This is a genomic window from Escherichia coli, assembly GCF_036503815.1.
Taxonomy (GTDB): Bacteria; Pseudomonadota; Gammaproteobacteria; order Enterobacterales; family Enterobacteriaceae; genus Escherichia; species Escherichia coli_F.
Map to the genome: position 1 here is coordinate 4,396,863 of NZ_AP027764.1, position 21,453 is coordinate 4,418,315.

Sequence of the window (21,453 nt, forward strand, 5' to 3'; positions counted from 1 at the left end):
TGCTAAAACTCGAACTGATAGAGCAAATCCAGTGCCTGGTCTACACCAGACACGGCTTCCAGATATAGCTTAGGCATCAGGCGATAACGTAACGTGAGTGTTGCTATTGAGTCAAATATACCCACGCCGTATTTCACTTGCAGACCTGGCAATACATAGCCGCTGACCACTACCTGGGAGGAGTCGCCTACTCCCTCTGTGTCGAGCGCTAAATTGCTTACGCCAAACGTCTCGCCGATTTTACCCACAATCTGACCACTTTGTGCAACCCCCAGACCAATCAGCATTGAGGTCATCGCCGCACTGTCACTCTGATCGCTCTCCAACCCTTGTCCACGTAGCAGGTAGGAAAGCGCGGCCTGTTGCGACATCGCCGGGTCAGAGAAGATCTCCGCTTTCGGTTCGTCTGCCAGACCAGTGACTCGAACTCCGGCGATTACGTCGTCTTCTGTAGCATCCGGGTTACGAATAGCTTCGATATTAAGATACGGTTGATCCGGCGGACCAGAGAACAGTAGCTCACCCTTACGCACAATCAGATCCTGACCATAGGCATGGAAGCGACCTTCAGGGATGTTGATCTGCCCGTTCAGGCCCAGTCCTTGTTTGTCCTGTACGACGTTGAGATCGCCCGTCAGCCGCGCTTTCAGGCCGAAGGCGTCAATGCGCACATTGTTGCCAACGTGGACAATCAGGTTGCTGTTAATCGGAATCGACGCCGTTTTCGGCTCTTCCGGTTGCAGGTTATCGTTAAGCATCACCACATCGCTGGAAACGCCCACCGCGCTTTCCGGCAGCTCATGCACCACAATGCGCGCCCAAGGGACATCCACGCGACCGTCGAGAGTAAACAGGTTTGGTGTAGCCTCGAATACAACATCTGGGGATACATCCATTCGAACCATCGGCGGCACGGTGATCCGTACCTTACTGCCTTTCGCGGTTACCCTCGCCCGCCAGTTTTCAATCTGGCTCCAGTCGGCGTCACCGCTCAGGTAGATTTCTCCCTGTTGGGTCCGCACAGTACCAGCAAGCGTCGAGCGCATACCGTTAAAGTTGACCGCAAGCTGGCTCGGTTGCATATCAAACGGCATAAAGTTGCCGTCGATATCCACACCCGTAACCTGGAGCTGACCAAACAACTGCGGGCTTTGTACATCACCCCCCAGACGCAAGTTGGCACTCACCATCCCCGCTGCTTTTTCCCCACGGGTAAAGATGGGGTTTATCATCGCAAGGTTGAAGTTACGGATATTGACGTTACCACCAAGATTACGGCGGCCTTGTGGATCGGTCACCTGCACCTGACCATCAAACTGGCCGTTATTGGTCAGGCGGATGGTCCAGCCCAGTTCGGCACGGTTGTTACGCAACTCCGCTGTCAGATTCAGCGTCTGAAACGCCACGGGCAGCGCCGCATCGTTGACGGTTTGCGTTACCTGCACGTTACGCCCCGAAAGGGTGATACTCCCCTGTGGCAGCCCTTCTTTAGTGGTGTCCCATGCGACATCCGCTTTACCCGTGAAGATACCGCTGGCCTGTGTGGTTTCTGGCATAAACGGTTTCAGCATGGCGAGGTCGAAGCGATTGAGATTTACCACCGCACGCCCTTCAGCCCCGGCATCAATGGTTTGCGGCACGCACAGTTCCGCATTCGGGTTAAGCCAGCAGTGTGGCCCGATGCTGATTTTTTGCTCCTTGTTGCGATAATCCAGCGCAATATCGCGGGTCAGCGACCACGGGCCGACTGGCGTCTGGAAGCGGGTATTGCTAAGTGTTCCCTTCCAGCGTTCTTCTTTGCGATCAAAACTTCCTGCCAGATTAAGCTGCCCGGAAACCGGTTCGCCCTGAATCCGCAACTGTAGCTCGTGCTGCTTTTCGCTGCCTTTGGCATTCAGAGTGACGAGGTTGATATTCACATCGGGCTGCGAGATTTGCTCAACGCGTACGTCAAGTTTACCCGCAATCTGGTCAGTGGATTTGATATCGCCTTCCACGCGAACCTGCGCCACGGAAAGTTCCTGCCAGCGCAGGCCGCGCGCGGTGATATCTGCCAGTAGTTGTGGCGCTTCCACCGTGCCGCGTACTTTCACCAGCCCTTTCGCTGTACCGCCAAGCCCCGGCAGCGCGTTATCCAGCCCCGGCGCGTTGATGGTGGCATCAAGATTGAGATCTTTTACCCCCAGTTCACCTTTCACTTCGGCACTGTTTGGCCCCAGTTCCAGATGAAGCCCTGGGATCATCCACTGCATATAACTATTGCCTTTCAGCGTGCCGTCAACGTTCACTTTGTTCTGTTTGACGTTACCGGTCAGCTTCAACTCCGGCACGTCCATCTGCCAGGTGCCGCCATACAGACTACCGCGCGTTTTAATCAAACCATTGAGTTTCGACGGCCACTCCGGGAACTCTTTCGCGGTGTTAATGCCATTAAGCGTTAACTCACCGCGCCAGCTAATTGCCTGCTGCCAGTCGAGTAGCGCCTTGAGTTCAGTTTTCCCTTCCAGCGCCGCGACGGTGAGTTTGTCGAGATTGACCTGCTGTTCATTGCCTTTGGCATCAAGGGTAATGGTGGCTGGCGGGATCTCCTGTCCCTTCACTGCCGTGCGCATAGAGAGCGTGTAATCGGTCATTTTACCGGTGAGTTTCAGTTTCAGATCATCCGCCTGATACTGCTTCTCACCAATGAACGGCCAGTAAAGCTGTTTGCTGTTCACTTCCACGTTGAGCGGCAATCCAGCTTCTGCCAGCCGCGTCTGGGCGCGCAGATCCATATCTACCGGGCCAGAAAGGTTAACGCCTATCTCCAGCTGTTCGCGCAGCGCACCACCCACTTTCAGCTTCACCTTTTCGCCTTTCAGCGGCTCCACGTTCAGTGTGCTGTTGAGGGTGATATCCACCGGCCAGTTGTCTGATAGCTGCGCCGTGCCGCTGGCGTTGACGATCCCTTGACTGGAGTCGATATCCAGGGCGTCCAGTTTGGTATTACCGTCGATGCTGCTCACTTTCAGCAGCATGGTGCTCACGGTGATGTCCGTGTCGCCCGTCACGCGCAACTGCTCGCCCTTAAACTCTTCAATATTCAAGTTGAGCGGCAAATGCACGTCAGTCATTTCCGGCAATACCGGGCGAGAAAAGAGATCTTTCAGCGTTTCGCCGAGCGGTTTTTCATCCGGCTGCGGATTTTCAATCTTCGGTTCGACCACTTCTTCCTGCGCCACTTCCGCCACTTTCGGCAAAGCAATCAACAGGCCTTTCAGCGACGTCGGTTTCAGGGTCAGGGTTTTCTCCTGCCAGTTCAGGCCGGAGGTGAAGTCCATCACCGATACCGTGGTGTCATCAATCTTGATGTTGACGTTATCCAGCGCCACCCGCGTCAGGGTGATGGGATACGGCGTGGAGAGATCCAGCGGCCCGCTATCTTCCTCTTCTTCAACCTGTTCAGAAGGGGGCATTTTTTTACTGTCGATGTTGACCTGAACGTCTTTCAGCGCCAGGTCATTAATACAAACGCTACTGTTCCACAGGCACTCAAGCCCGACCGCCAGATGGAGATTGCCCGCTTTTACCGCCACGCCTGGCTGCTCATAACGAACGTCAGACAAGGTGAGATCGCGCCAGCCGCCGGTGACCTTGCCAATATCCAGCCCCGGCACCCAGCGATCCGCCGCTTTAAATACCAGATGCAGGCCGCTGGTGGTGCCCACCAGAAACGCCACCGATCCCAGCAACAGTAAGATAACGATAACCACGCCGAGGCTGATTTTTTTCCATAAACTCATAATTCTGGCCCCAGACCGATGTAAAACTGTAACCCGTGTTCGTCTTTATCCGCGACCGGTACGGCAAAATCGAGTTTGATTGGCCCGACCGGCGATTCCCAGCGCACGCCAACCCCGGTACCGGTTTTAAAGTCGCTGCGGCGAATATCGCTTACCGCTTCGCCACTATCGACAAACACCGCGCCCCACCATTTTCCGGTCACGTTGTACTGGTACTCCAGCGATCCGGTTATCAACTTCGATGCCCCTTTCAGGTCACCGTTGGCGTATTTCGGGGCGATAGATTTGTATTTGTAGCCACGAATACTGCGGTCGCCCCCGGCGAAGAAACGCAGATCCGGCGGTACTTTGTCGAAATCACCCGTTTCAATCCAGCCCAGCGTGCCGCGTGTCACAAAACGATGGCGATCGTACAGTGTGCGGATCCAGACGTTCTGCGCCTGGAAAACGGAGAAATCGACATCCGAGCCCCAGGCCGTGTTGGAGTAGTCGATAGAGTAACGTTGCGAGTCGCCCCAGGTTGGCATCAGGCCACCACGAGAACGCGTGCGGCTAATCATCACCCCCGGATAAAACAGCATCGTGGTGTTGGTAATTTCACCCTGGGTAAAGTGGTCGAGACTCCAGCGCAGGTTAATGGCACGCTGCCAGCCGCTGGAAAGATCCCAGTAGCGAGAAGCCACCAGCGTCGTGGAGTCAGACTCGGTATCGTTCAGGTCAGTGCGCTTAAAACCGCCCTGCACCAAATAATATTGTTCCAGCGGGTTCTTCAGCAGCGGCATTTTATAGCTGAAGTCGAGGATCTGTTCTGGCGCGGAAATACTGGTACTGGTGGTCAAACTGTGACCGTATGAGTTCATCCACGGCTTTTTCCACGTCGCTTTCACGCGCGGTCCCACGTCCGTAGAGTAACCGACACCGGTTTCGATGGTGTTTTCTGTGCGCGGCGAAACCACGCCCGTCAACGGTAATACTTTCGTTTCGCGCGCTTTATCAAATTGTGGTGCCACCACCACCGAATTAAACCAGCCGGTAGCAGAAAGTCGGCGGTTCAGTTCCGCGAGATCTTTCGACTCGTACTCATCGCCCTCTTTAAACGGCACCAGATTTTGCAAGTATTCATCGCGGATTTGTGATCCTTCAAAGGTCACATGCCCAAAGCGATAACGTTCGCCACTGTTATAATCAATATCCCAGAAGGCTTTATGCAGGCCAAGCGCAATGCCCAGCTGCGCTTTGGTAAATTCGCTATCGAAATAACCTTTACGCAACGCAATGCTGGTTAAGGACTTTTTGAAATTTTCATAATCGCCCTGGTTCAGTACCGTACCAATAGCCGGGCGAGTATCGAGCAATTTCAAATAGTCTTTATCGGTCCGCGCGCCGCCGCGCAATACCACATCGGTGCCGCCAATTAACACCGGCACGCCTGGCGTGACTTTGGCGATCAATACCTGCCGCCCTTTCTTTGGCGGTGGACGGAGATCAAATTCAATGGTCGGCTGGTAATAACCCAGCGCTTTCAGACCTTCGCGGATGGCATCATCGACGCGTGCGCGAAAGCGACGGTCTGGCGTCACTTCATCACTTTCAATTGTTGAAAGCTGTGCACGAACGTTCTTTTCCAGTTGTCCCGATAACCCTTCGACCTGTAGACGGACGTTCGCGGCGAAGGCAGATCCGCTTAAGCAGAGTAAGCTTACACAGCATAACTGTCGGATATAGCGCACATTTTCTCCTGAATATCCTTTATTCCTGCCCCTGGAACGCCGTTAAACGGCTTAACAAAAATCCAGTAATATGGATTAAAAAGCAGACTAAACCCCAAATATTTCTTATGTTTTACTTTAGACCTATTCACGGTGGTTATTGTGTGCAAATACGTCTCTTGTTACAACCTTAACCCCAATGACCGATTTTCGGGAGAGCGACACCATGAGTTTATTTGATAAAAAGCATCTGGTTTCCCCCGCCGATGCCCTGCCTGGACGTAACACCCCGATGCCCGTAGCCACGCTGCATGCGGTCAATGGTCACTCAATGACCAATGTACCTGACGGAATGGAGATTGCCATTTTTGCGATGGGTTGTTTCTGGGGTGTGGAGCGTCTGTTCTGGCAGTTACCCGGCGTTTACAGCACCGCCGCAGGTTACACCGGCGGATATACGCCAAACCCCACTTATCGGGAAGTGTGCTCCGGTGATACTGGTCATGCCGAAGCGGTGCGCATTGTTTACGATCCTTCCGTCATCAGCTATGAGCAGTTGCTACAAGTATTTTGGGAGAATCACGATCCCGCCCAGGGAATGCGTCAGGGCAATGACCACGGCACGCAGTATCGTTCAGCGATTTATCCGCTGACCCCAGAACAGGATGCCGCCGCTCGTGCCAGTCTGGAGCGTTTTCAGGCGGCGATGCTTGCCGCCGATGACGATCGTCACATCACCACGGAAATCGCTAACGCCTCACCATTTTATTATGCCGAAGATGACCACCAGCAATATCTGCATAAAAACCCATATGGTTACTGTGGAATTGGCGGAATTGGCGTCTGTCTGCCGCCGGAAGCATAGCGTTACGGTTACAAATTCAGATTGTTGATAAAGTGAGCTTTGTATATGCCGGATGCGGCGTAAACGCCTTGCCAGGCCTACAAAACCCTCAAAATTCAATGTATTGCAGAGACTTCGTAGGCCTGAACAGCATAGCGCATCAGGCAGTTTTGCATTTATCAGTCGTCTGAATTTTAACCCTCTGGCGACTTTACAGTACCTTACGCTATACTAGCCACTGAAAATGCCGGTTCACTTTCTTCGAATCGGCTTTCAATGTGTATTTCACACAAATTAATCAACTTCCCCTTCCGAGGATCTGGCCTGAAAGGTCGGATAAGATATGTTAAACAGTATTTTTGTCATACTCTGCTTGATCGCTGTAAGTGCGTTCTTCTCGATGTCCGAGATCTCACTTGCCGCTTCACGCAAAATCAAACTAAAACTGCTGGCTGATGAAGGCAATATAAATGCCCAACGCGTTCTGAATATGCAAGAAAATCCTGGCATGTTCTTTACCGTGGTACAAATCGGTCTTAACGCAGTGGCGATTCTCGGCGGTATTGTCGGTGATGCGGCGTTTTCTCCAGCTTTTCACAGCCTGTTTTCCCGCTATATGTCGGCGGAACTCTCTGAGCAACTGAGCTTTATTCTCTCTTTCTCGTTAGTAACTGGCATGTTTATCCTGTTTGCGGATTTAACTCCGAAACGCATCGGTATGATTGCGCCAGAAGCGGTGGCTTTGCGTATCATCAACCCGATGCGCTTCTGCCTGTACGTTTGCACCCCGTTGGTGTGGTTCTTCAACGGCCTGGCGAATATGATCTTCCGTATCTTTAAACTGCCAATGGTACGTAAAGATGACATCACTTCTGATGACATCTATGCAGTTGTGGAAGCAGGTGCACTGGCGGGCGTGTTACGTAAACAGGAACACGAGCTGATAGAAAACGTCTTTGAGCTGGAATCCCGTACCGTTCCGTCGTCAATGACACCGCGTGAAAACGTGATTTGGTTTGATCTCCACGAAGATGAGCAAAGTCTGAAGAATAAGGTGGCGGAACATCCGCACTCGAAATTTCTCGTCTGTAATGAAGATATTGACCACATCATCGGCTATGTCGATTCTAAAGACCTGCTGAACCGCGTGCTGGCTAACCAAAGCCTGGCACTGAACAGCGGCGTACAAATTCGCAACACACTGATTGTGCCGGATACATTAACCCTTTCAGAGGCATTGGAAAGTTTTAAAACTGCGGGTGAAGACTTCGCGGTGATCATGAACGAGTACGCGCTGGTCGTGGGGATCATCACCCTCAACGACGTAATGACCACACTAATGGGCGATCTGGTCGGTCAGGGACTGGAAGAGCAGATTGTCGCCCGTGATGAGAACTCATGGTTGATTGATGGCGGCACCCCGATTGACGACGTAATGCGTGTGCTGGATATTGATGAGTTCCCGCAGTCAGGCAACTACGAAACCATCGGCGGCTTTATGATGTTTATGCTGCGTAAAATCCCGAAACGCACCGACTCGGTGAAATTCGCCGGCTACAAATTTGAAGTGGTGGATATCGATAACTACCGCATCGACCAGTTGCTGGTAACGCGGATCGACAGCAAGGCCACCGCCCTTTCGCCCAAACTGCCTGACGTTAAAGATAAAGAAGAAAACGTCGCGTAACCCCAAGAAACATCAACGGCTCCTGAATCAGGAGCCGTCTTATTTACTGCATAGCACTTTGGTTAAGCCATCTCTGTTTGCAGACGCATAACCTGACGGTTAACTTCGGACATCACTGACAAATGCAGCTTATCCTTCACTTTTGGGATAAGAATCTTACCCTTATCAAATTCAAAAGCGCCAACGTCCTTGATGTATAACCGTCCACGGAACAGGATCTTTACGTACTTCGCCACCTGCAGTGGGTTGTACCGTTGGAAAATTTTCATTGTTATCTCCTGCTGAGTATTACGCCTTTGCGGTGCCACAATCGGCCCAACTATTATGAGGCGCAAATTTTAATGCTTAGTGACTATAGACTATCCGGGTAATGTTTCCACCGCGTATAACTTTTTTTACCTAAAGGTTACAATTATTCAGAATTATCTTTTTACCGAAGCGCGGTCTTCAGTATAAGCATTCATTTTTCATATGATTTGTGCGCTTGACCGCAAACTGGCATCACACTTGCGGGAAATTCGATAAATAGCACATATGATTAAAAGTCAGACCCCAAGTGGTCGGATCACCTGCATATCATAAGAAGGATACACCATGACCCTACGCAAGATTCTGGCACTCACCTGCCTGCTGTGGCCGATGATGGCTTCCGCACATCAGTTTGAAACCGGTCAACGAGTGCCACCGATAGGCATTACCGATCGGGGCGAGTTAGTGCTTGATAAAGATCAGTTTAGCTACAAAACCTGGAACAGCGCGCAGTTAGTGGGAAAAGTGCGAGTACTGCAACATATTGCTGGTCGCACCTCTGCAAAAGAGAAAAACGCGACGCTGATTGAAGCGATTAAATCAGCAAAGTTACCGCACGATCGTTACCAGACCACCACCATTGTGAACACCGACGACGCGATTCCGGGTTCCGGTATGTTTGTGCGCAGCAGTCTGGAGAGTAATAAAAAGCTTTATCCCTGGTCGCAGTTTATTGTCGATAGCAATGGCATCGCGCGCGGTGCCTGGCAGCTGGATGAAGAAAGTTCCGCTGTAGCGGTGCTGGACAAAGACGGTCGAGTGCAATGGGCCAAAGACGGTGCGCTCACTCAGGAAGAGGTGCAGCAAGTGATGAACCTGCTGCAAAAGTTGCTCAAATAATGTTAATAACATAAATTCTGGAAAAATAAATTTCCCCTATCGATATATATGGGATAGGGGAATTAAGTCTCTGAGTTTTTACGCCGAACTCATACTAGTATCAATAACCCTTATTCGCGTTTAACGGCTTTACCTCTTTTTTAAACGCTTCAATGGTAGATTTATATTTCTTGTGAATCTTTTCTGCGGTATAATTACCGTTTGCGGCCAGATTTGCACTTACAATCGCTTCCACTTGCTCGGTTATTTCCACTTGTTGGTACCCTGCATTAACCAGAAAATTATAAATAAGAGAGTAATCTTCACCCTGCAAAAAAATATAAGAGCCAGTTCGAAGTTCCTCATCCCCTCCATAGATTTTAAGAGCAAAGCCCAAAGATTCTATGACCATGGCATAATTTCTATTATTTATTTCCTCGCAAAAATACCATCCTTCACATTCTTTAATGCTACCTTCTGGCCCTTCAAGTTCAAATTTACCCCGTTTTAATTTGCTTACTACATTCTCCAAATAAGCAGAATCGTAAGATAAGTTACCCGCCGCCTTCCGAAAATAACCGTTAATCCTTTCAGGTATGTCAGACTGTTTTTTCTGCAAAATATCATAGGCATACAATCTTCTATTTTGTGCTAGTGGAAATTCACGGTTTTTAAAGTCTATAAATGAGTTATACTCATTTATTGTTATAGGGATTTCTTCGTATTCAAATCCAGTGCCTCGCAATGTCATTGTATATTCGGCACCGTTATCTTTAAGGCGGAAGCTGATAAGAAAATTATCCATGGCGTGAACGATTTCATCTTTTGATGAAAGCACCTGATAACTATTTTTATCAATCTGTGTTGCTCTAAGAAAGAACTCCCTTAAAATTAACAGACTATCATAATTCGAAATCCAATCCCTTTTCTTAAATGCATGCTGAATATTATTAAAGAAATTATTTGAATGTATTTTTGTATGCGATGACTTTACAAATAACTCCACTGCACCAAAAAAATTATTGTGTCTGATCTTGGGTAACATATGACAACCTTATTATATTTGGTTATTCTATGTCGCCATTAAATATCTTATTAAAGAAGTAAACTATCAAAAAAAGCTCATTATTAAAACATAACTTATTAACGTTAGAATATTTACACTTTAAATACAATCCCTTTATATCTATAACTTTTTAGGTTGGAAACAAATCAGGATGGCAGAATCAGGAAATACACTGTTTCTGCCATATATATTTAATAAATAGAGACTCTGAACCCAGGATTCAGGAACGACTCGCGCGGGGTATAATCCAGCGGTTTACCCTGCCAGTCGTGAACGTGTGCTCCGGCCGCTGCCGCAACTGCGTGACCGGCAGCGGTATCCCAAATATTAGTTGGCCCGAAACGCGGATAAAGTTGAGCCTGCCCTTCCGCCACCAGGCAGAATTTCAGCGAAGAGCCGATAGACGTGGTTTGATGTTCGCCAAGCTGTTGCAGATACTCTTTCAGCTCCGCATCCGCATGGGAACGGCTGATCACCACCAGCGGCGGGCGCGCATCGCGGACCTGAATCTGCTTGCGTACACCGCACTCTTCTTTCCAGGCTTTGCCGTCTGCCGCGCTGTACATTACGTTCATTACCGGCGCATACACCACACCTAAAATCGGTTTGCCGTGGTCGATGAGCGCAATATTAACGGTGAATTCACCATTACGTTTAATAAACTCTTTAGTACCATCCAGCGGGTCTACCAGCCAGTAACGCTGCCAGTGTTGACGGACTTCCCAACCGGGAGGATCTTCTTCAGAAAGGACCGGAATATCCGGTGTCAGCGTACGTAAACCGTCCATGATAACGGTGTGTGCGGCAATATCCGCTGCCGTTACCGGAGAATTGTCCGCTTTGCTGACGACGTCCATCGGTTTCGTCCCGTCGTAGACCTGTATAATGGCATCGCCTGCATTCCGTGCAAGCTGGCATACTTGATCTAACATTTCTCCACCTCGTCTCTGTGAGCGGTGTTAACTTGTTGTTTTACTTATACCCTATCGTTAAAGAATGCGCCAACTGTGATAGTGTCATCATTTTCAAAGCGTTAAATTGTGGCATTCTTCACTGTTCTAAAAGTAAGAGGTTTATTCTCCCTTTTCTTTCGAATTCCCGATGATAAAAGGATGTCCCTGATGATTAAGTTTAGCGCAACGCTCCTGGCCACGCTGATTGCCGCGAGTGTGAATGCAGCGACGGTCGATCTGCGTATCATGGAAACCACTGATTTGCATAGCAACATGATGGATTTCGATTATTACAAAGACACCGCCACGGAAAAATTCGGACTGGTACGTACGGCAAGCCTGATTAACGATGCCCGCAATGAAGTGAAAAACAGCGTACTGGTCGATAATGGCGATTTGATTCAGGGGAGTCCGCTGGCCGATTACATGTCGGCGAAAGGTTTAAAAGCAGGTGATATTCACCCGGTCTATAAGGCATTAAATACGCTGGACTATACCGTCGGCACGCTTGGCAACCACGAGTTTAACTACGGTCTGGATTACCTGAAAAATGCACTGGCAGGAGCGAAATTCCCTTATGTAAACGCCAACGTCATTGACGCTAAAACCAAACAGCCCATGTTTACACCGTATTTGATTAAAGACACCGAAGTGATCGATAAAGACGGAAAAAAACAGACGCTGAAGATTGGCTATATTGGCGTCGTACCGCCGCAGATTATGGGATGGGATAAAGCTAATTTATCTGGCAAAGTCACCGTTAACGATATAACGGAAACTGTGCGCAAGTACGTACCTGAAATGCGCGAGAAAGGTGCCGATCTCGTTGTCGTTTTGGCGCATTCTGGTCTCTCTGCCGATCCGTATAAAGTGATGGCAGAAAACTCAGTTTATTATCTCAGTGAAATTCCGGGCGTTGACGCCATTATGTTTGGCCATGCTCACGCCGTTTTCCCAGGTAAAGATTTTGCTGATATCGAAGGGGCTGATATCGCGAAAGGCACGCTGAATGGTGTTCCGGCGGTAATGCCAGGCATGTGGGGCGATCATCTCGGCGTGGTCGATCTGCAACTCAATAATGACAGCGGAAAATGGCAGGTGACGCAGGCGAAAGCGGAAGCACGGCCAATTTACGATATCGCCAATAAAAAATCCCTCGCAGCGGAAGACAGCAAGCTGGTAGAAACACTTAAAGCCGATCACAACGCCACACGCCAGTTTGTCAGCAAACCAATCGGTAAATCTGCCGACAATATGTATAGCTATTTGGCGCTGGTGCAGGACGATCCGACCGTGCAGGTGGTGAATAATGCACAAAAAGCGTATGTCGAACATTACATTCAGGGCGATCCGGATCTGGCAAAACTGCCGGTGCTTTCAGCTGCCGCACCGTTTAAAGTCGGTGGTCGCAAAAATGATCCGGCAAGCTATGTGGAGGTGGAAAAAGGTCAGCTGACTTTCCGTAATGCTGCCGATCTTTATCTCTATCCCAATACGCTGATTGTGGTGAAAGCCAGCGGTAAAGAGGTGAAAGAGTGGCTGGAGTGCTCCGCCGGACAGTTTAACCAGATTGATCCTAACAGCACGAAACCGCAGTCACTCATTAACTGGGATGGTTTTCGCACCTATAACTTTGACGTCATTGATGGTGTGAATTATCAGATTGATGTTACTCAGCCCGCTCGCTATGACGACGAGTGCCAGGTGGTTAATGCCAATGCGGAAAGGATTAAGAACCTGACCTTTAACGGCAAGCCGATTGATCCGAACGCGATGTTCCTCGTTGCCACCAATAACTATCGCGCTTACGGCGGCAAATTTGCAGGTACGGGCGATAGCCATATCGCTTTTGCTTCACCGGATGAGAACCGCTCGGTGCTGGCAGCGTGGATTGCAGATGAGTCGAAGCGTGCGGGGGAAATTCACCCGGCGGCAGATAACAACTGGCGTTTAGCACCGATTCCCGGCGATAAGAAACTGGATATCCGTTTCGAAACCTCTCCGTCAGACAAAGCCGCAGAGTTTATTAAAGAGAAAGGGCAGTATCCGATGAATAAAGTCGCGACCGATGATATCGGCTTTGCGATTTATCAGGTGGATTTGAGTAAGTAAAACACTTTTCCCGTCTATAAATATGAACCGCATCCGGCATTTATTGGCGGATGCGGTGCTGCTGCATCTTATCCGCCCTACAGGTCATGAACCGTAGGCCGAATAAGCGCAGCGCATCCGGCTGTTATGCCGCACGTTCATCCCGCACTGCCAGCACCTCAGGCAAATTCAACTCAATCCAGTCCGCCAGTGCAGCAACCTTTTCGCTCACCTGCTCGCCCAGCGGCGTGAGGCTGTATTCCACATGCGGCGGCACCACCGGATAAGAGATACGGTTAAGAAACCCATCCTGCTCTAACGCCTGTAACGACTGCGCAAGCATCTTTTCACTCACCCCACCCATCTTGCGGCGCAGGTCGCTAAAACGGTGCGTACCTTCGCGAAGCGCGACCAAAATCAATACCCCCCAACGGCTGGTGACGTGTTTCAACACCTCGCGCGACGGGCACTGTTCGGCGAAGAGGTTACCCTCTTTCAGTTGTTGCGACAGGCTAACCTGGCTCATTCATACTTACCTTTTTGTACGTACTTACTAAAAGTAAGTTTAGGTGGTAGCGTATTTAAACACAAGACAAACCGATGGAGGCTTCCCATGATCGCAATTACCGGCGCAACCGGCCAACTTGGTCACCATGTTATTAACTCCTTACTGAAAACCGTTCCTGCCAGCCAAATAGTGGCTATCGCGCGTAACCCGGCAAAAGCACACGCACTGACAGCACAAGGCATTACTGTACGTCAGGCTGACTACGGCGATGAAGCCGCACTGACATCTGCGCTTCAGGGTGTGGAAAAACTGCTGCTGATCTCTTCCAGCGAAGTGGGGCAACGTGCCCTGCAGCATCGAAATGTTATTAATGCCGCTAAGGCGGCGGGCGTGAAATTTATCGCTTATACCAGCCTGCTACATGCTGATACCTCCCCGCTCGGCCTCGCCGATGAGCACATCGAGACGGAGAAAATGCTGGCTGATTCTGGCATTGCTTACACCTTGCTGCGCAACGGCTGGTACACCGAAAATTATCTCGCCAGCGCCCCGGCAGCACTGGAGCACGGCGTATTTATCGGTGCCGCGGGCGATGGCAAAATTGCCTCAGCTACGCGAGCTGATTATGCGGTAGCTGCGGCGCGCGTAATTAGCGAAGCAGGTCACGAAGGCAAGGTTTATGAACTGGCAGGTGATAGCGCCTGGACACTGACACAATTAGCGGCGGAACTCACCAAACAGAGCGGCAAACAGGTTACCTATCAAAACCTAAGCGAAGCTGATTTCGCCGCGGCGCTGAAAAGCGTCGGTCTGCCTGACGGGCTGGCGGATATGCTGGCAGATTCTGACGTTGGCGCATCGAAAGGCGGCCTGTTTGATGACAGCAAAACGCTTAGCAAATTGATTGGCCGCCCAACGACAACATTAGCCGAGAGCGTAAGCCATCTTTTTAATGTTAATAACTAGTTAATTAAAGTGGCATCCTCCCGCATCCTCTCTGATAATGACGGGATGCCGGGAGCAATCATGTCTGCTTCCTGAACTTTCTTCTGACAGACCAATGGATGCCAGTAATGATTAGCGGCGTGCTGTACGCCCTGTTAGCAGGGTTGATGTGGGGGCTTATATTTGTCGGGCCGTTGATCGTGCCGGAATACCCGGCGATGTTGCAGTCTATGGGGCGTTATCTGGCGTTAGGGTTAATTGCGCTCCCCATTGCCTGGCTGGGGCGCGTGCGTCTGCGTCAGTTGGCGCGTCGCGACTGGCTTACCGCCTTGATGCTCACCATGATGGGCAACCTCATCTATTACTTCTGTCTTGCCAGTGCCATTCAACGTACCGGCGCGCCTGTTTCCACGATGATTATCGGCACCCTGCCGGTGGTGATTCCTGTCTTCGCCAATCTGCTTTATAGCCAGCGTGACGGTAAACTCGCGTGGGGGAAACTCGCCCCGGCGCTGGTTTGTATTGGCATCGGCCTGGCATGTGTAAATATTGCTGAGTTAGACCACGGACTCCCCGATTTTGACTGGGCACGTTATACCTCTGGCATCGTGTTGGCGTTAGTTTCCGTGGTCTGCTGGGCGTGGTATGCCTTGCGCAACGCCCGTTGGCTGCGGGAAAACCCAGACAAACATCCGATGATGTGGGCAACGGCGCAGGCGCTGGTCACGCTGCCGGTTTCGCTCATCGGTTATCTTGTCGCCTGTTACTGGCTGAATACGCAAACGCCGGACTTCTCCCTACCTTTTGGCCCCCGTCCGCTGGTATTTGTTAGCCTGATGATTGCGATAGCTGTGCTTTGCTCATGGGTCGGCGCACTTTGCTGGAACGTCGCCAGCCAGCGATTACCGACGGTTATCCTCGGACCGTTGATTGTTTTCGAAACGCTGGCAGGTTTGCTGTACACCTTTTTACTCCGCCAGCAAATGCCGCCGCTAATGACGCTGAGCGGTATCGCGCTGTTAGTGATTGGCGTGGTCATTGCGGTCAGAGCCAAACCGGAAAAGCCTTTAACTGAATCTGTCTCAGAAAGTTGACACGCTGGCAGTGAGTTAAATAAGCCTCTGCTACGTAAGGGTTATAGCATTTGCCTTAAAGATGCATTTAAAATACATCTTATATTATTAAGAATGAGGTATCAGCTATGGCTTATCGCGACCAACCTTTAGGTGAACTGGCGCTCTCTATTCCTCGCGCTTCGGCTCTGTTTCGTAAATATGATATGGATTACTGCTGTGGCGGTAAGCAAACGCTGGCGCGCGCGGCGGCACGTAAAGAACTGGATGTTGAGGTCATTGAAGCCGAACTGGCAAAGCTTGCTGAACAACCGATTGAGAAAGACTGGCGTAGCGCCCCACTGGCAGAAATCATCGACCATATCATCGTGCGCTACCACGATCGTCACCGCGAGCAGTTGCCGGAGCTGATCCTGCAAGCGACCAAAGTCGAGCGCGTTCACGCCGACAAACCGAGCGTGCCAAAAGGGCTGACAAAATACCTGACTATGCTGCATGAAGAGCTTTCCAGCCACATGATGAAAGAAGAGCAGATCCTCTTCCCGATGATCAAACAAGGCATGGGCAGCCAGGCAATGGGGCCAATTAGCGTAATGGAAAGCGAGCACGATGAAGCGGGTGAACTGCTGGAAGTAATCAAACACACTACCAATAACGTCACACCGCCGCCGGAAGCCTGCACCACCTGGAAAGCGATGTATAACGGTATTAATGAACTGATTGATGACCTGATGGAGCACATCAGCCTGGAAAACAATGTACTGTTCCCACGCGCGCTGGCGGGTGAGTGATCTAAAAGCTGGATGGCATTGCGCCATCCAGCATGATAAAGCCGTTACTTCCGCAGTTCAGCAGTCCGCTTCTTACCAATAAACAACCAGCCCAACCCCAGCGCGATAAACCACAGCGGGGTAACCAGCAGCGCCTGGCGAGTGTCATCTTCCAGTGTCAGCAGCACGACCACGAACACAAAGAACGCCATACATACCCAGCACATCAGCTTGCCGAGCGGCATCTTGTAGATAGACTTCTCATGCAGGTGCGGACGCTGTTTGCGATACACCAGGTATGAGCAAAGGATAATCGTCCAGACGAACATAAACAGAATCGCGGAAACAGTCGTGATCATCGTGAACGCGCCAATTACACTTGGATTCACATACAACATCACCACGCCGCCGAGCAAACAGATACAAGAGAAGGTCAGCCCTTTCGCGGGCACGGCGCGCTTAGAAAGTTTAGCGAACGCTTTCGGCGCAACACCTTCCTGGGCCAGACCAAACAGCATACGGCTGGTAGAGAAGACGCCGCTGTTAGCGGAAGACGCCGCAGAGGTCAGCACCACAAAGTTGATTACGCTGGCAGCCGCAGGCAAACCCACCAACACAAACAATTCAACAAACGGGCTTTTCTCCGGGACTACTGAACTCCACGGCGTCACGGACATAATCACAATCAGCGCGAAGACGTAGAACATAATGATACGGATCGGAATGGAGTTAATCGCACGTGGCAGTGATTTCTCCGGATCTTTCGTTTCCGCAGCGGTTGTACCGACCAGCTCAATCCCCACGAAAGCGAAAACCGCTATCTGGAATCCGGCAAAGAAGCCACTTAAACCTTTCGGGAACCAGCCGCCGTCATTCCACAAATGCGCAAACGACGCTTCCACACCGGTCGGTGACTTGAAGTGCATCATGACCATGATCAGACCAACGACAATCAGCGACACGATGGCGACAATTTTGATCATCGCAAACCAGAACTCCATCTCACCGAACATTTTCACAGTAGCGAGGTTGAGCGTCAGCAGCAGCACTATCACCGCCAGCGAGGCAACCCAGTCGGAGAGATCGGGGAACCAGAACTGAGCATAGGCAGTGATGGCCACCACGTCCGCCATACCGGTAACCACCCAGCAGAACCAGTAGGTCCAGCCAGTGAAATATCCCGCCCATGGCCCCAGTAAATCGGAAGCGAAGTCACTAAAAGATTTGTATTCCAGATTCGAAAGCAGCAATTCCCCCATTGCCCGCATCACGAAAAAGAGCATAAAACCGATGATCATATAAACGAAGATGATCGACGGTCCGGCAAGGCTGATTGTTTTACCGGACCCCATAAACAACCCCGTACCAATGGCCCCACCAATGGCAATAAGCTGAATATGTCGGTTTGTGAGATTGCGCCGTAGCGACTGTTCAGCCGGAGCCTGATCATCGGCAACGACTTTTACCTGATCTACCATGTTTTTTTCTTCCTGTACCTGTCTGTGTTGTTCAGGCTCTGCGGCCTTTAGTCAGTCTATGATACGACGAATCTGTATCGGGACTCATCGATATTAGGTAACAATACGCGGGATGAATACTAAGATTTAGATCTAATGTTAATTTTATGTTTAAAGTGAGTGTCATATCACGGTGATAACGCGAAACAGCTCACAAAAATACACGCTTACGTGGTCTTTGCAACACAAAATAGCGCCATTTGGCAAACTGAAGGGTTTATTGCTGAATGCCTGCTCCCCTCTGGCTCGAGGGGAACAGAATGCGCTGCTTAGAGGATTTCCAGCAGTTCGACTTCAAACACCAGGGTGCTGAACGGAGGGATGGACGCGCCTGCGCCACGCTCGCCATATGCCAGTTCCTGCGGGATAGTCAGTTCCCATTTAGAACCTACCGGCATCAGAGTCAGTGCTTCAATCCAGCCAGGGATCACGCCGTTAACCGGGAATTCAGCTGGCTCGCCGCGAGCGACGGAGCTGTCAAACACGGTGCCGTCGATCAGTTTTCCGGTGTAATGAACACGAACGCGGTCGGTACGTGCCGGAATTGCGCCTTCCCCCTGATTGATCACGCGGAATTGCAGGCCAGATTCGGTGCTATTCACACCTTCTTTTTTGGCGTTTTCTTCCAGGTATTTCACACCTTCAGCAGCCATCGCCTGGAAACGCTGACGACGAACGGCATCGGCGCGTTCGTGGATTTCACGCAGCGCGCGGTGCACCACATCAACCGGAACAGCCGGATGTTTGCCTTCCAGCGCATCAGCAATACCAGCCACCAGCGCCTCCGGCAGCAGCCCTTGCAGGCCAGATTCACTCAGTTGTTGGCCTACCTGTAAACCAATGCCGTAACTTGCTTGCGCTTCGATGGTGTCAAAAGTTGGGGTGGTCATCGTATTTCCTTTCTTCGGGTATAAAGTAGCGGGCAGGATATCAGCCACGCTTCTTCCGGTAAAACTTTGTCGCGGGATGAGTGACAAATCCCAGGGAAACAGAAACAATAGGGATAATCCGCATGAATACAAAAACAGCGGTAATACCACGGACATCATAGCGTTAGCTTATTACTGCGCTATGATTGAGGAACACGACGCGGAGCAGGAGGAAAACCATGCCTGGGCGCTTTGAACTAAAACCAACTCTGGTGAAAATCTGGCACGCACCAGATAACTTTCGCCTCATGGACCCGTTGCCGCCGATGCATCGCCGCGGGATCATTATTGCGGCAATAGTGCTGGTTATCGGTATTCTTCTGCCTGGAGATGAAACACGCCAGATGCCTGTTGTCACCCGCGAAGCGCAGTTAGATATGCAATCCCCCCCAGGTGAAGCACAGCTACAGGCACATTTAGTGACACCACAAAACGATCCGGATCAGGTCGCCCCGGTCGCGCCGGAACCTATTCAGGAAGGTCAACCTGAAGAGCCACCTGTTGCAGAGACACAATCTTTCCAACCGGAAAGTGGTATCGATCAACAGTGGCGGACATATCGCGTAGAACCAGGCAAAACCCTTGCCCAGCTGTTCCGCGACCACAATTTGCCGCCTACAGACGTGTACGCTATGGCCCAGGTCGAGGGCGCGGATAAACCGCTCAGTAACCTGCAAAATGGTCAGATTGTTAAAATCCGTCAGAATGCGAATGGGGTGGTTACCGGCTTAACCATTGATACAGGAAATAATCAGCAAGTCCTGTTCACCCGCCAACCTGATGGTAATTTCATCCGCGCGCGCTGATTACCCACGGGCAGGATTCACCAAAAGCCAGCTCAGGATGGTCTCTTTGATCACCCTGCGTCTGGCTTCCAAAGCCTCAGGTGAAACCATGCTAATGTGATATACCATCCCCAGTGTGTACTGGTTTATTAAATAATATGCCCCCAGTGCGGCGATATTAATATTGATTTGTAAGGGATCAATATCTTTCTTAAAGGTTTTCTGCCGCTGCCCCTCTTCTAATAATGAAGCCATTGACTGCAAATGTGCATGGTTAATTTCAGCAAGGCGTTTTGATTTTTTATAATGCACGCCCTTACTTTGGTTTTCACTATGGACTATTTTTAAAAACCACGGGTTATTGATGTAATAATCCCAAGTAAAATCAATTATTTTCTCGATCGCAATAACCGGCGAAAGCCCTGAAATGTCAAGCTCTCTCTCTTTTTCGCGAATATCGTTCCAGGTATATTCCAGTACTTCAATAAACAAATTTTCTTTATTACCAAAGTGGTGATAAACCGTCTGTTTACTGCACCCTGCTGCCTTTACAATATTATCTACTCTGGCCCCTTCATAACCATATTCGGCAAATTCATTAACCGCGCATAGCAGCAATTTTTCCTTCAGGTTTTGTGCGTGACTGGTATCAAGATACATTCCACTTCCCCACTTCCTCTTCGTGATGGCTATCATAACCGGATTTGATCTCAGCGACAGCAAAAAGGATAAAAGTCGTAATTTCATTGAGTTATCAAATTACCTGTGATCACTCTCGCATATCAACCAACTAGATGGTTGATCTTTCTTGCCACACATTGCAAGCTAATCGTCACTTAAGGAAATAATATTCAAAAAGAGGGTTATCGTATGAAGTCAACACGTCCTGTTGCTGTCATCACTGGAGCCGCACGTGGTATTGGAAAGGGCTGTGCACTGGAACTTGCGCGTGGCGGATTTAATCTGCTGATTAATGATCGTCCGGATGCCGACAGCGTAGAAAAATTACATGCCACACAACAGGAATGTCTGGCAGAAGGCGTGGAAGTGATTTGCTTCCCTGCTGATGTTGGCGATCTCTCCCTTCATGAAGAGATGCTCGACGCGGCGCAAAACCAGTGGGGACGTCTGGACTGTCTACTCAACAACGCAGGCATTTCAGTGAAAAAACGCGGTGACCTCCTCGACCTCGAACCAGACAGCTTCGACCAAAACATTGCCATTAACACCCGTGCGCCGTTCTTCCTTGCTCAGGCATTCAGTAAGCGATTACTGGCACAGCCGAAACCGGAAGCAGAACTGCCGCACCGCTCGATTATTTTTGTCAGTTCCATAAACGCCATCATGCTGGCGATGAATCGCGGCGAATATACCATTGCCAAAACTGCCGTCTCCGCCGCAGCTCGCCTGTTTGCCGCTCGCCTTTGCAATGAACAAATTGGCGTTTATGAAGTGCGCCCTGGCCTAATCAAAACCGATATGACCATTCCGGCAACGGCTTATTACGACGAACTGATTGCTAAGGGGTTAGTGCCGTGGGGACGTTGGGGTTATCCGGCTGATATTGCCTCAACGGTCCGCGCGATGGCGGAAGGCAAACTGATTTACACCTGTGGTCAGGCGGTCGCCATCGACGGCGGCTTAAGTATGCCGCGCTTCTGAGGCT

18 protein-coding genes are annotated in these 21,453 nt (G+C 50.4%); 9 read left to right on the forward strand and 9 right to left on the reverse strand.

All coding sequences use genetic code 11. The features are described 5' to 3' along the window. Positions 1-2 precede the first annotated feature (2 nt). Complete coding sequence (gene tamB / locus AABJ99_RS21045) at positions 3-3,782, reverse strand: autotransporter assembly complex protein TamB (protein ID WP_039021184.1); 3,780 nt, start codon at positions 3,780-3,782, stop codon at positions 3-5. Continuing rightward, positions 3,779-5,512 carry an autotransporter assembly complex protein TamA gene (gene tamA, locus AABJ99_RS21050; RefSeq protein ID WP_001269295.1) on the reverse strand — a complete coding sequence of 578 codons (1,734 nt, stop codon included), beginning with the start codon at positions 5,510-5,512 and terminating at the stop codon, positions 3,779-3,781. The genes tamB and tamA overlap by 4 nt, the downstream gene beginning before the upstream one ends. Before the next feature lie 205 nt (positions 5,513-5,717). Between tamA and msrA the strand changes: the two genes are divergently transcribed. Both msrA and paeA read left to right on the forward strand, forming a co-directional pair. After that, on the forward strand, positions 5,718-6,356 hold the full coding sequence (gene msrA / locus AABJ99_RS21055) for a peptide-methionine (S)-S-oxide reductase MsrA (protein WP_001355104.1): 639 nt from the start codon (positions 5,718-5,720) through the stop codon (positions 6,354-6,356). Between the two features lie 322 nt (positions 6,357-6,678). Further along, a complete protein-coding gene (paeA, locus tag AABJ99_RS21060) occupies positions 6,679-8,022 on the forward strand; it encodes a hemolysin family protein (protein WP_000934983.1) in 1,344 nt (447 codons plus the stop codon). 62 nt (positions 8,023-8,084) lie between these two features. On the opposite strand, the gene ytfK is transcribed toward paeA, so the two are convergent. Further along, a complete protein-coding gene (ytfK, locus tag AABJ99_RS21065; protein WP_000689228.1) occupies positions 8,085-8,291 on the reverse strand; it encodes a DUF1107 domain-containing protein in 207 nt (68 codons plus the stop codon). 325 nt (positions 8,292-8,616) lie between these two features. On the opposite strand from ytfK, the gene ytfJ reads away from it, so the two are divergent. Further along, on the forward strand, positions 8,617-9,171 hold the full coding sequence (gene ytfJ, locus AABJ99_RS21070; RefSeq protein ID WP_039021183.1) for a YtfJ family protein: 555 nt from the start codon (positions 8,617-8,619) through the stop codon (positions 9,169-9,171). Positions 9,172-9,271: 100 nt separating this feature from the next. On the opposite strand, the gene AABJ99_RS21075 is transcribed toward ytfJ, so the two are convergent. Together AABJ99_RS21075 and cysQ are read right to left on the reverse strand one after the other, a co-directional pair. Next, entirely contained in the window at positions 9,272-10,195 is a 924-nt protein-coding gene (locus AABJ99_RS21075) for a hypothetical protein (protein ID WP_039021182.1), read from the reverse strand. A 212-nt stretch (positions 10,196-10,407) separates the two neighbouring features. Then, positions 10,408-11,148: a 3'(2'),5'-bisphosphate nucleotidase CysQ gene (cysQ, locus tag AABJ99_RS21080; protein WP_039021181.1), complete on the reverse strand. Its 741-nt coding sequence runs from the start codon at positions 11,146-11,148 to the stop codon at positions 10,408-10,410. Positions 11,149-11,337: 189 nt separating this feature from the next. Here cysQ and cpdB point away from each other — a divergent pair, with 189 nt between their 5' ends. Next, the gene (gene cpdB, locus AABJ99_RS21085; RefSeq protein WP_039021180.1) at positions 11,338-13,281 is read left to right on the forward strand and encodes a 2',3'-cyclic-nucleotide 2'-phosphodiesterase; all 1,944 of its coding nucleotides are present in this window, start codon (positions 11,338-11,340) and stop codon (positions 13,279-13,281) included. A 124-nt stretch (positions 13,282-13,405) separates the two neighbouring features. On the opposite strand, the gene ytfH is transcribed toward cpdB, so the two are convergent. Continuing rightward, positions 13,406-13,786, reverse strand: a complete 381-nt coding sequence (gene ytfH, locus AABJ99_RS21090; protein WP_000084623.1) for a winged helix-turn-helix transcriptional regulator — start codon at positions 13,784-13,786, stop codon at positions 13,406-13,408. Between the two features lie 87 nt (positions 13,787-13,873). Between ytfH and qorB the strand changes: the two genes are divergently transcribed. From qorB to ytfE, 3 genes are all read left to right on the forward strand, one after another. Continuing rightward, the gene (gene qorB, locus AABJ99_RS21095) at positions 13,874-14,734 is read left to right on the forward strand and encodes an NAD(P)H:quinone oxidoreductase (protein WP_039021179.1); all 861 of its coding nucleotides are present in this window, start codon (positions 13,874-13,876) and stop codon (positions 14,732-14,734) included. A 107-nt stretch (positions 14,735-14,841) separates the two neighbouring features. Further along, positions 14,842-15,807 (forward strand): DMT family transporter, encoded by a 966-nt coding sequence (gene ytfF, locus AABJ99_RS21100; RefSeq protein ID WP_032304380.1) that lies wholly within the window; start codon positions 14,842-14,844, stop codon positions 15,805-15,807. A gap of 107 nt (positions 15,808-15,914) precedes the next feature. Then, positions 15,915-16,577 (forward strand): iron-sulfur cluster repair protein YtfE, encoded by a 663-nt coding sequence (gene ytfE, locus AABJ99_RS21105; protein ID WP_000331457.1) that lies wholly within the window; start codon positions 15,915-15,917, stop codon positions 16,575-16,577. A 44-nt stretch (positions 16,578-16,621) separates the two neighbouring features. Here the strand turns inward: ytfE and cycA are convergent, their stop codons facing one another. Both cycA and fklB read right to left on the reverse strand, forming a co-directional pair. Continuing rightward, positions 16,622-18,034, reverse strand: a complete 1,413-nt coding sequence (cycA, locus tag AABJ99_RS21110; RefSeq protein ID WP_032304379.1) for a D-serine/D-alanine/glycine transporter — start codon at positions 18,032-18,034, stop codon at positions 16,622-16,624. Positions 18,035-18,342: 308 nt separating this feature from the next. Then, positions 18,343-18,963: an FKBP-type peptidyl-prolyl cis-trans isomerase gene (gene fklB / locus AABJ99_RS21115; RefSeq protein WP_000211237.1), complete on the reverse strand. Its 621-nt coding sequence runs from the start codon at positions 18,961-18,963 to the stop codon at positions 18,343-18,345. Between the two features lie 218 nt (positions 18,964-19,181). Between fklB and AABJ99_RS21120 the strand changes: the two genes are divergently transcribed. Further along, positions 19,182-19,808: an OapA family protein gene (locus AABJ99_RS21120; RefSeq protein WP_039021178.1), complete on the forward strand. Its 627-nt coding sequence runs from the start codon at positions 19,182-19,184 to the stop codon at positions 19,806-19,808. On the opposite strand, the gene AABJ99_RS21125 is transcribed toward AABJ99_RS21120, so the two are convergent. Continuing rightward, positions 19,809-20,447 (reverse strand): TetR/AcrR family transcriptional regulator, encoded by a 639-nt coding sequence (locus tag AABJ99_RS21125; RefSeq protein WP_001356012.1) that lies wholly within the window; start codon positions 20,445-20,447, stop codon positions 19,809-19,811. A gap of 210 nt (positions 20,448-20,657) precedes the next feature. Between AABJ99_RS21125 and AABJ99_RS21130 the strand changes: the two genes are divergently transcribed. Then, positions 20,658-21,449 (forward strand): 3-ketoacyl-ACP reductase, encoded by a 792-nt coding sequence (locus tag AABJ99_RS21130; protein ID WP_000843394.1) that lies wholly within the window; start codon positions 20,658-20,660, stop codon positions 21,447-21,449. Positions 21,450-21,453 lie beyond the last annotated feature (4 nt).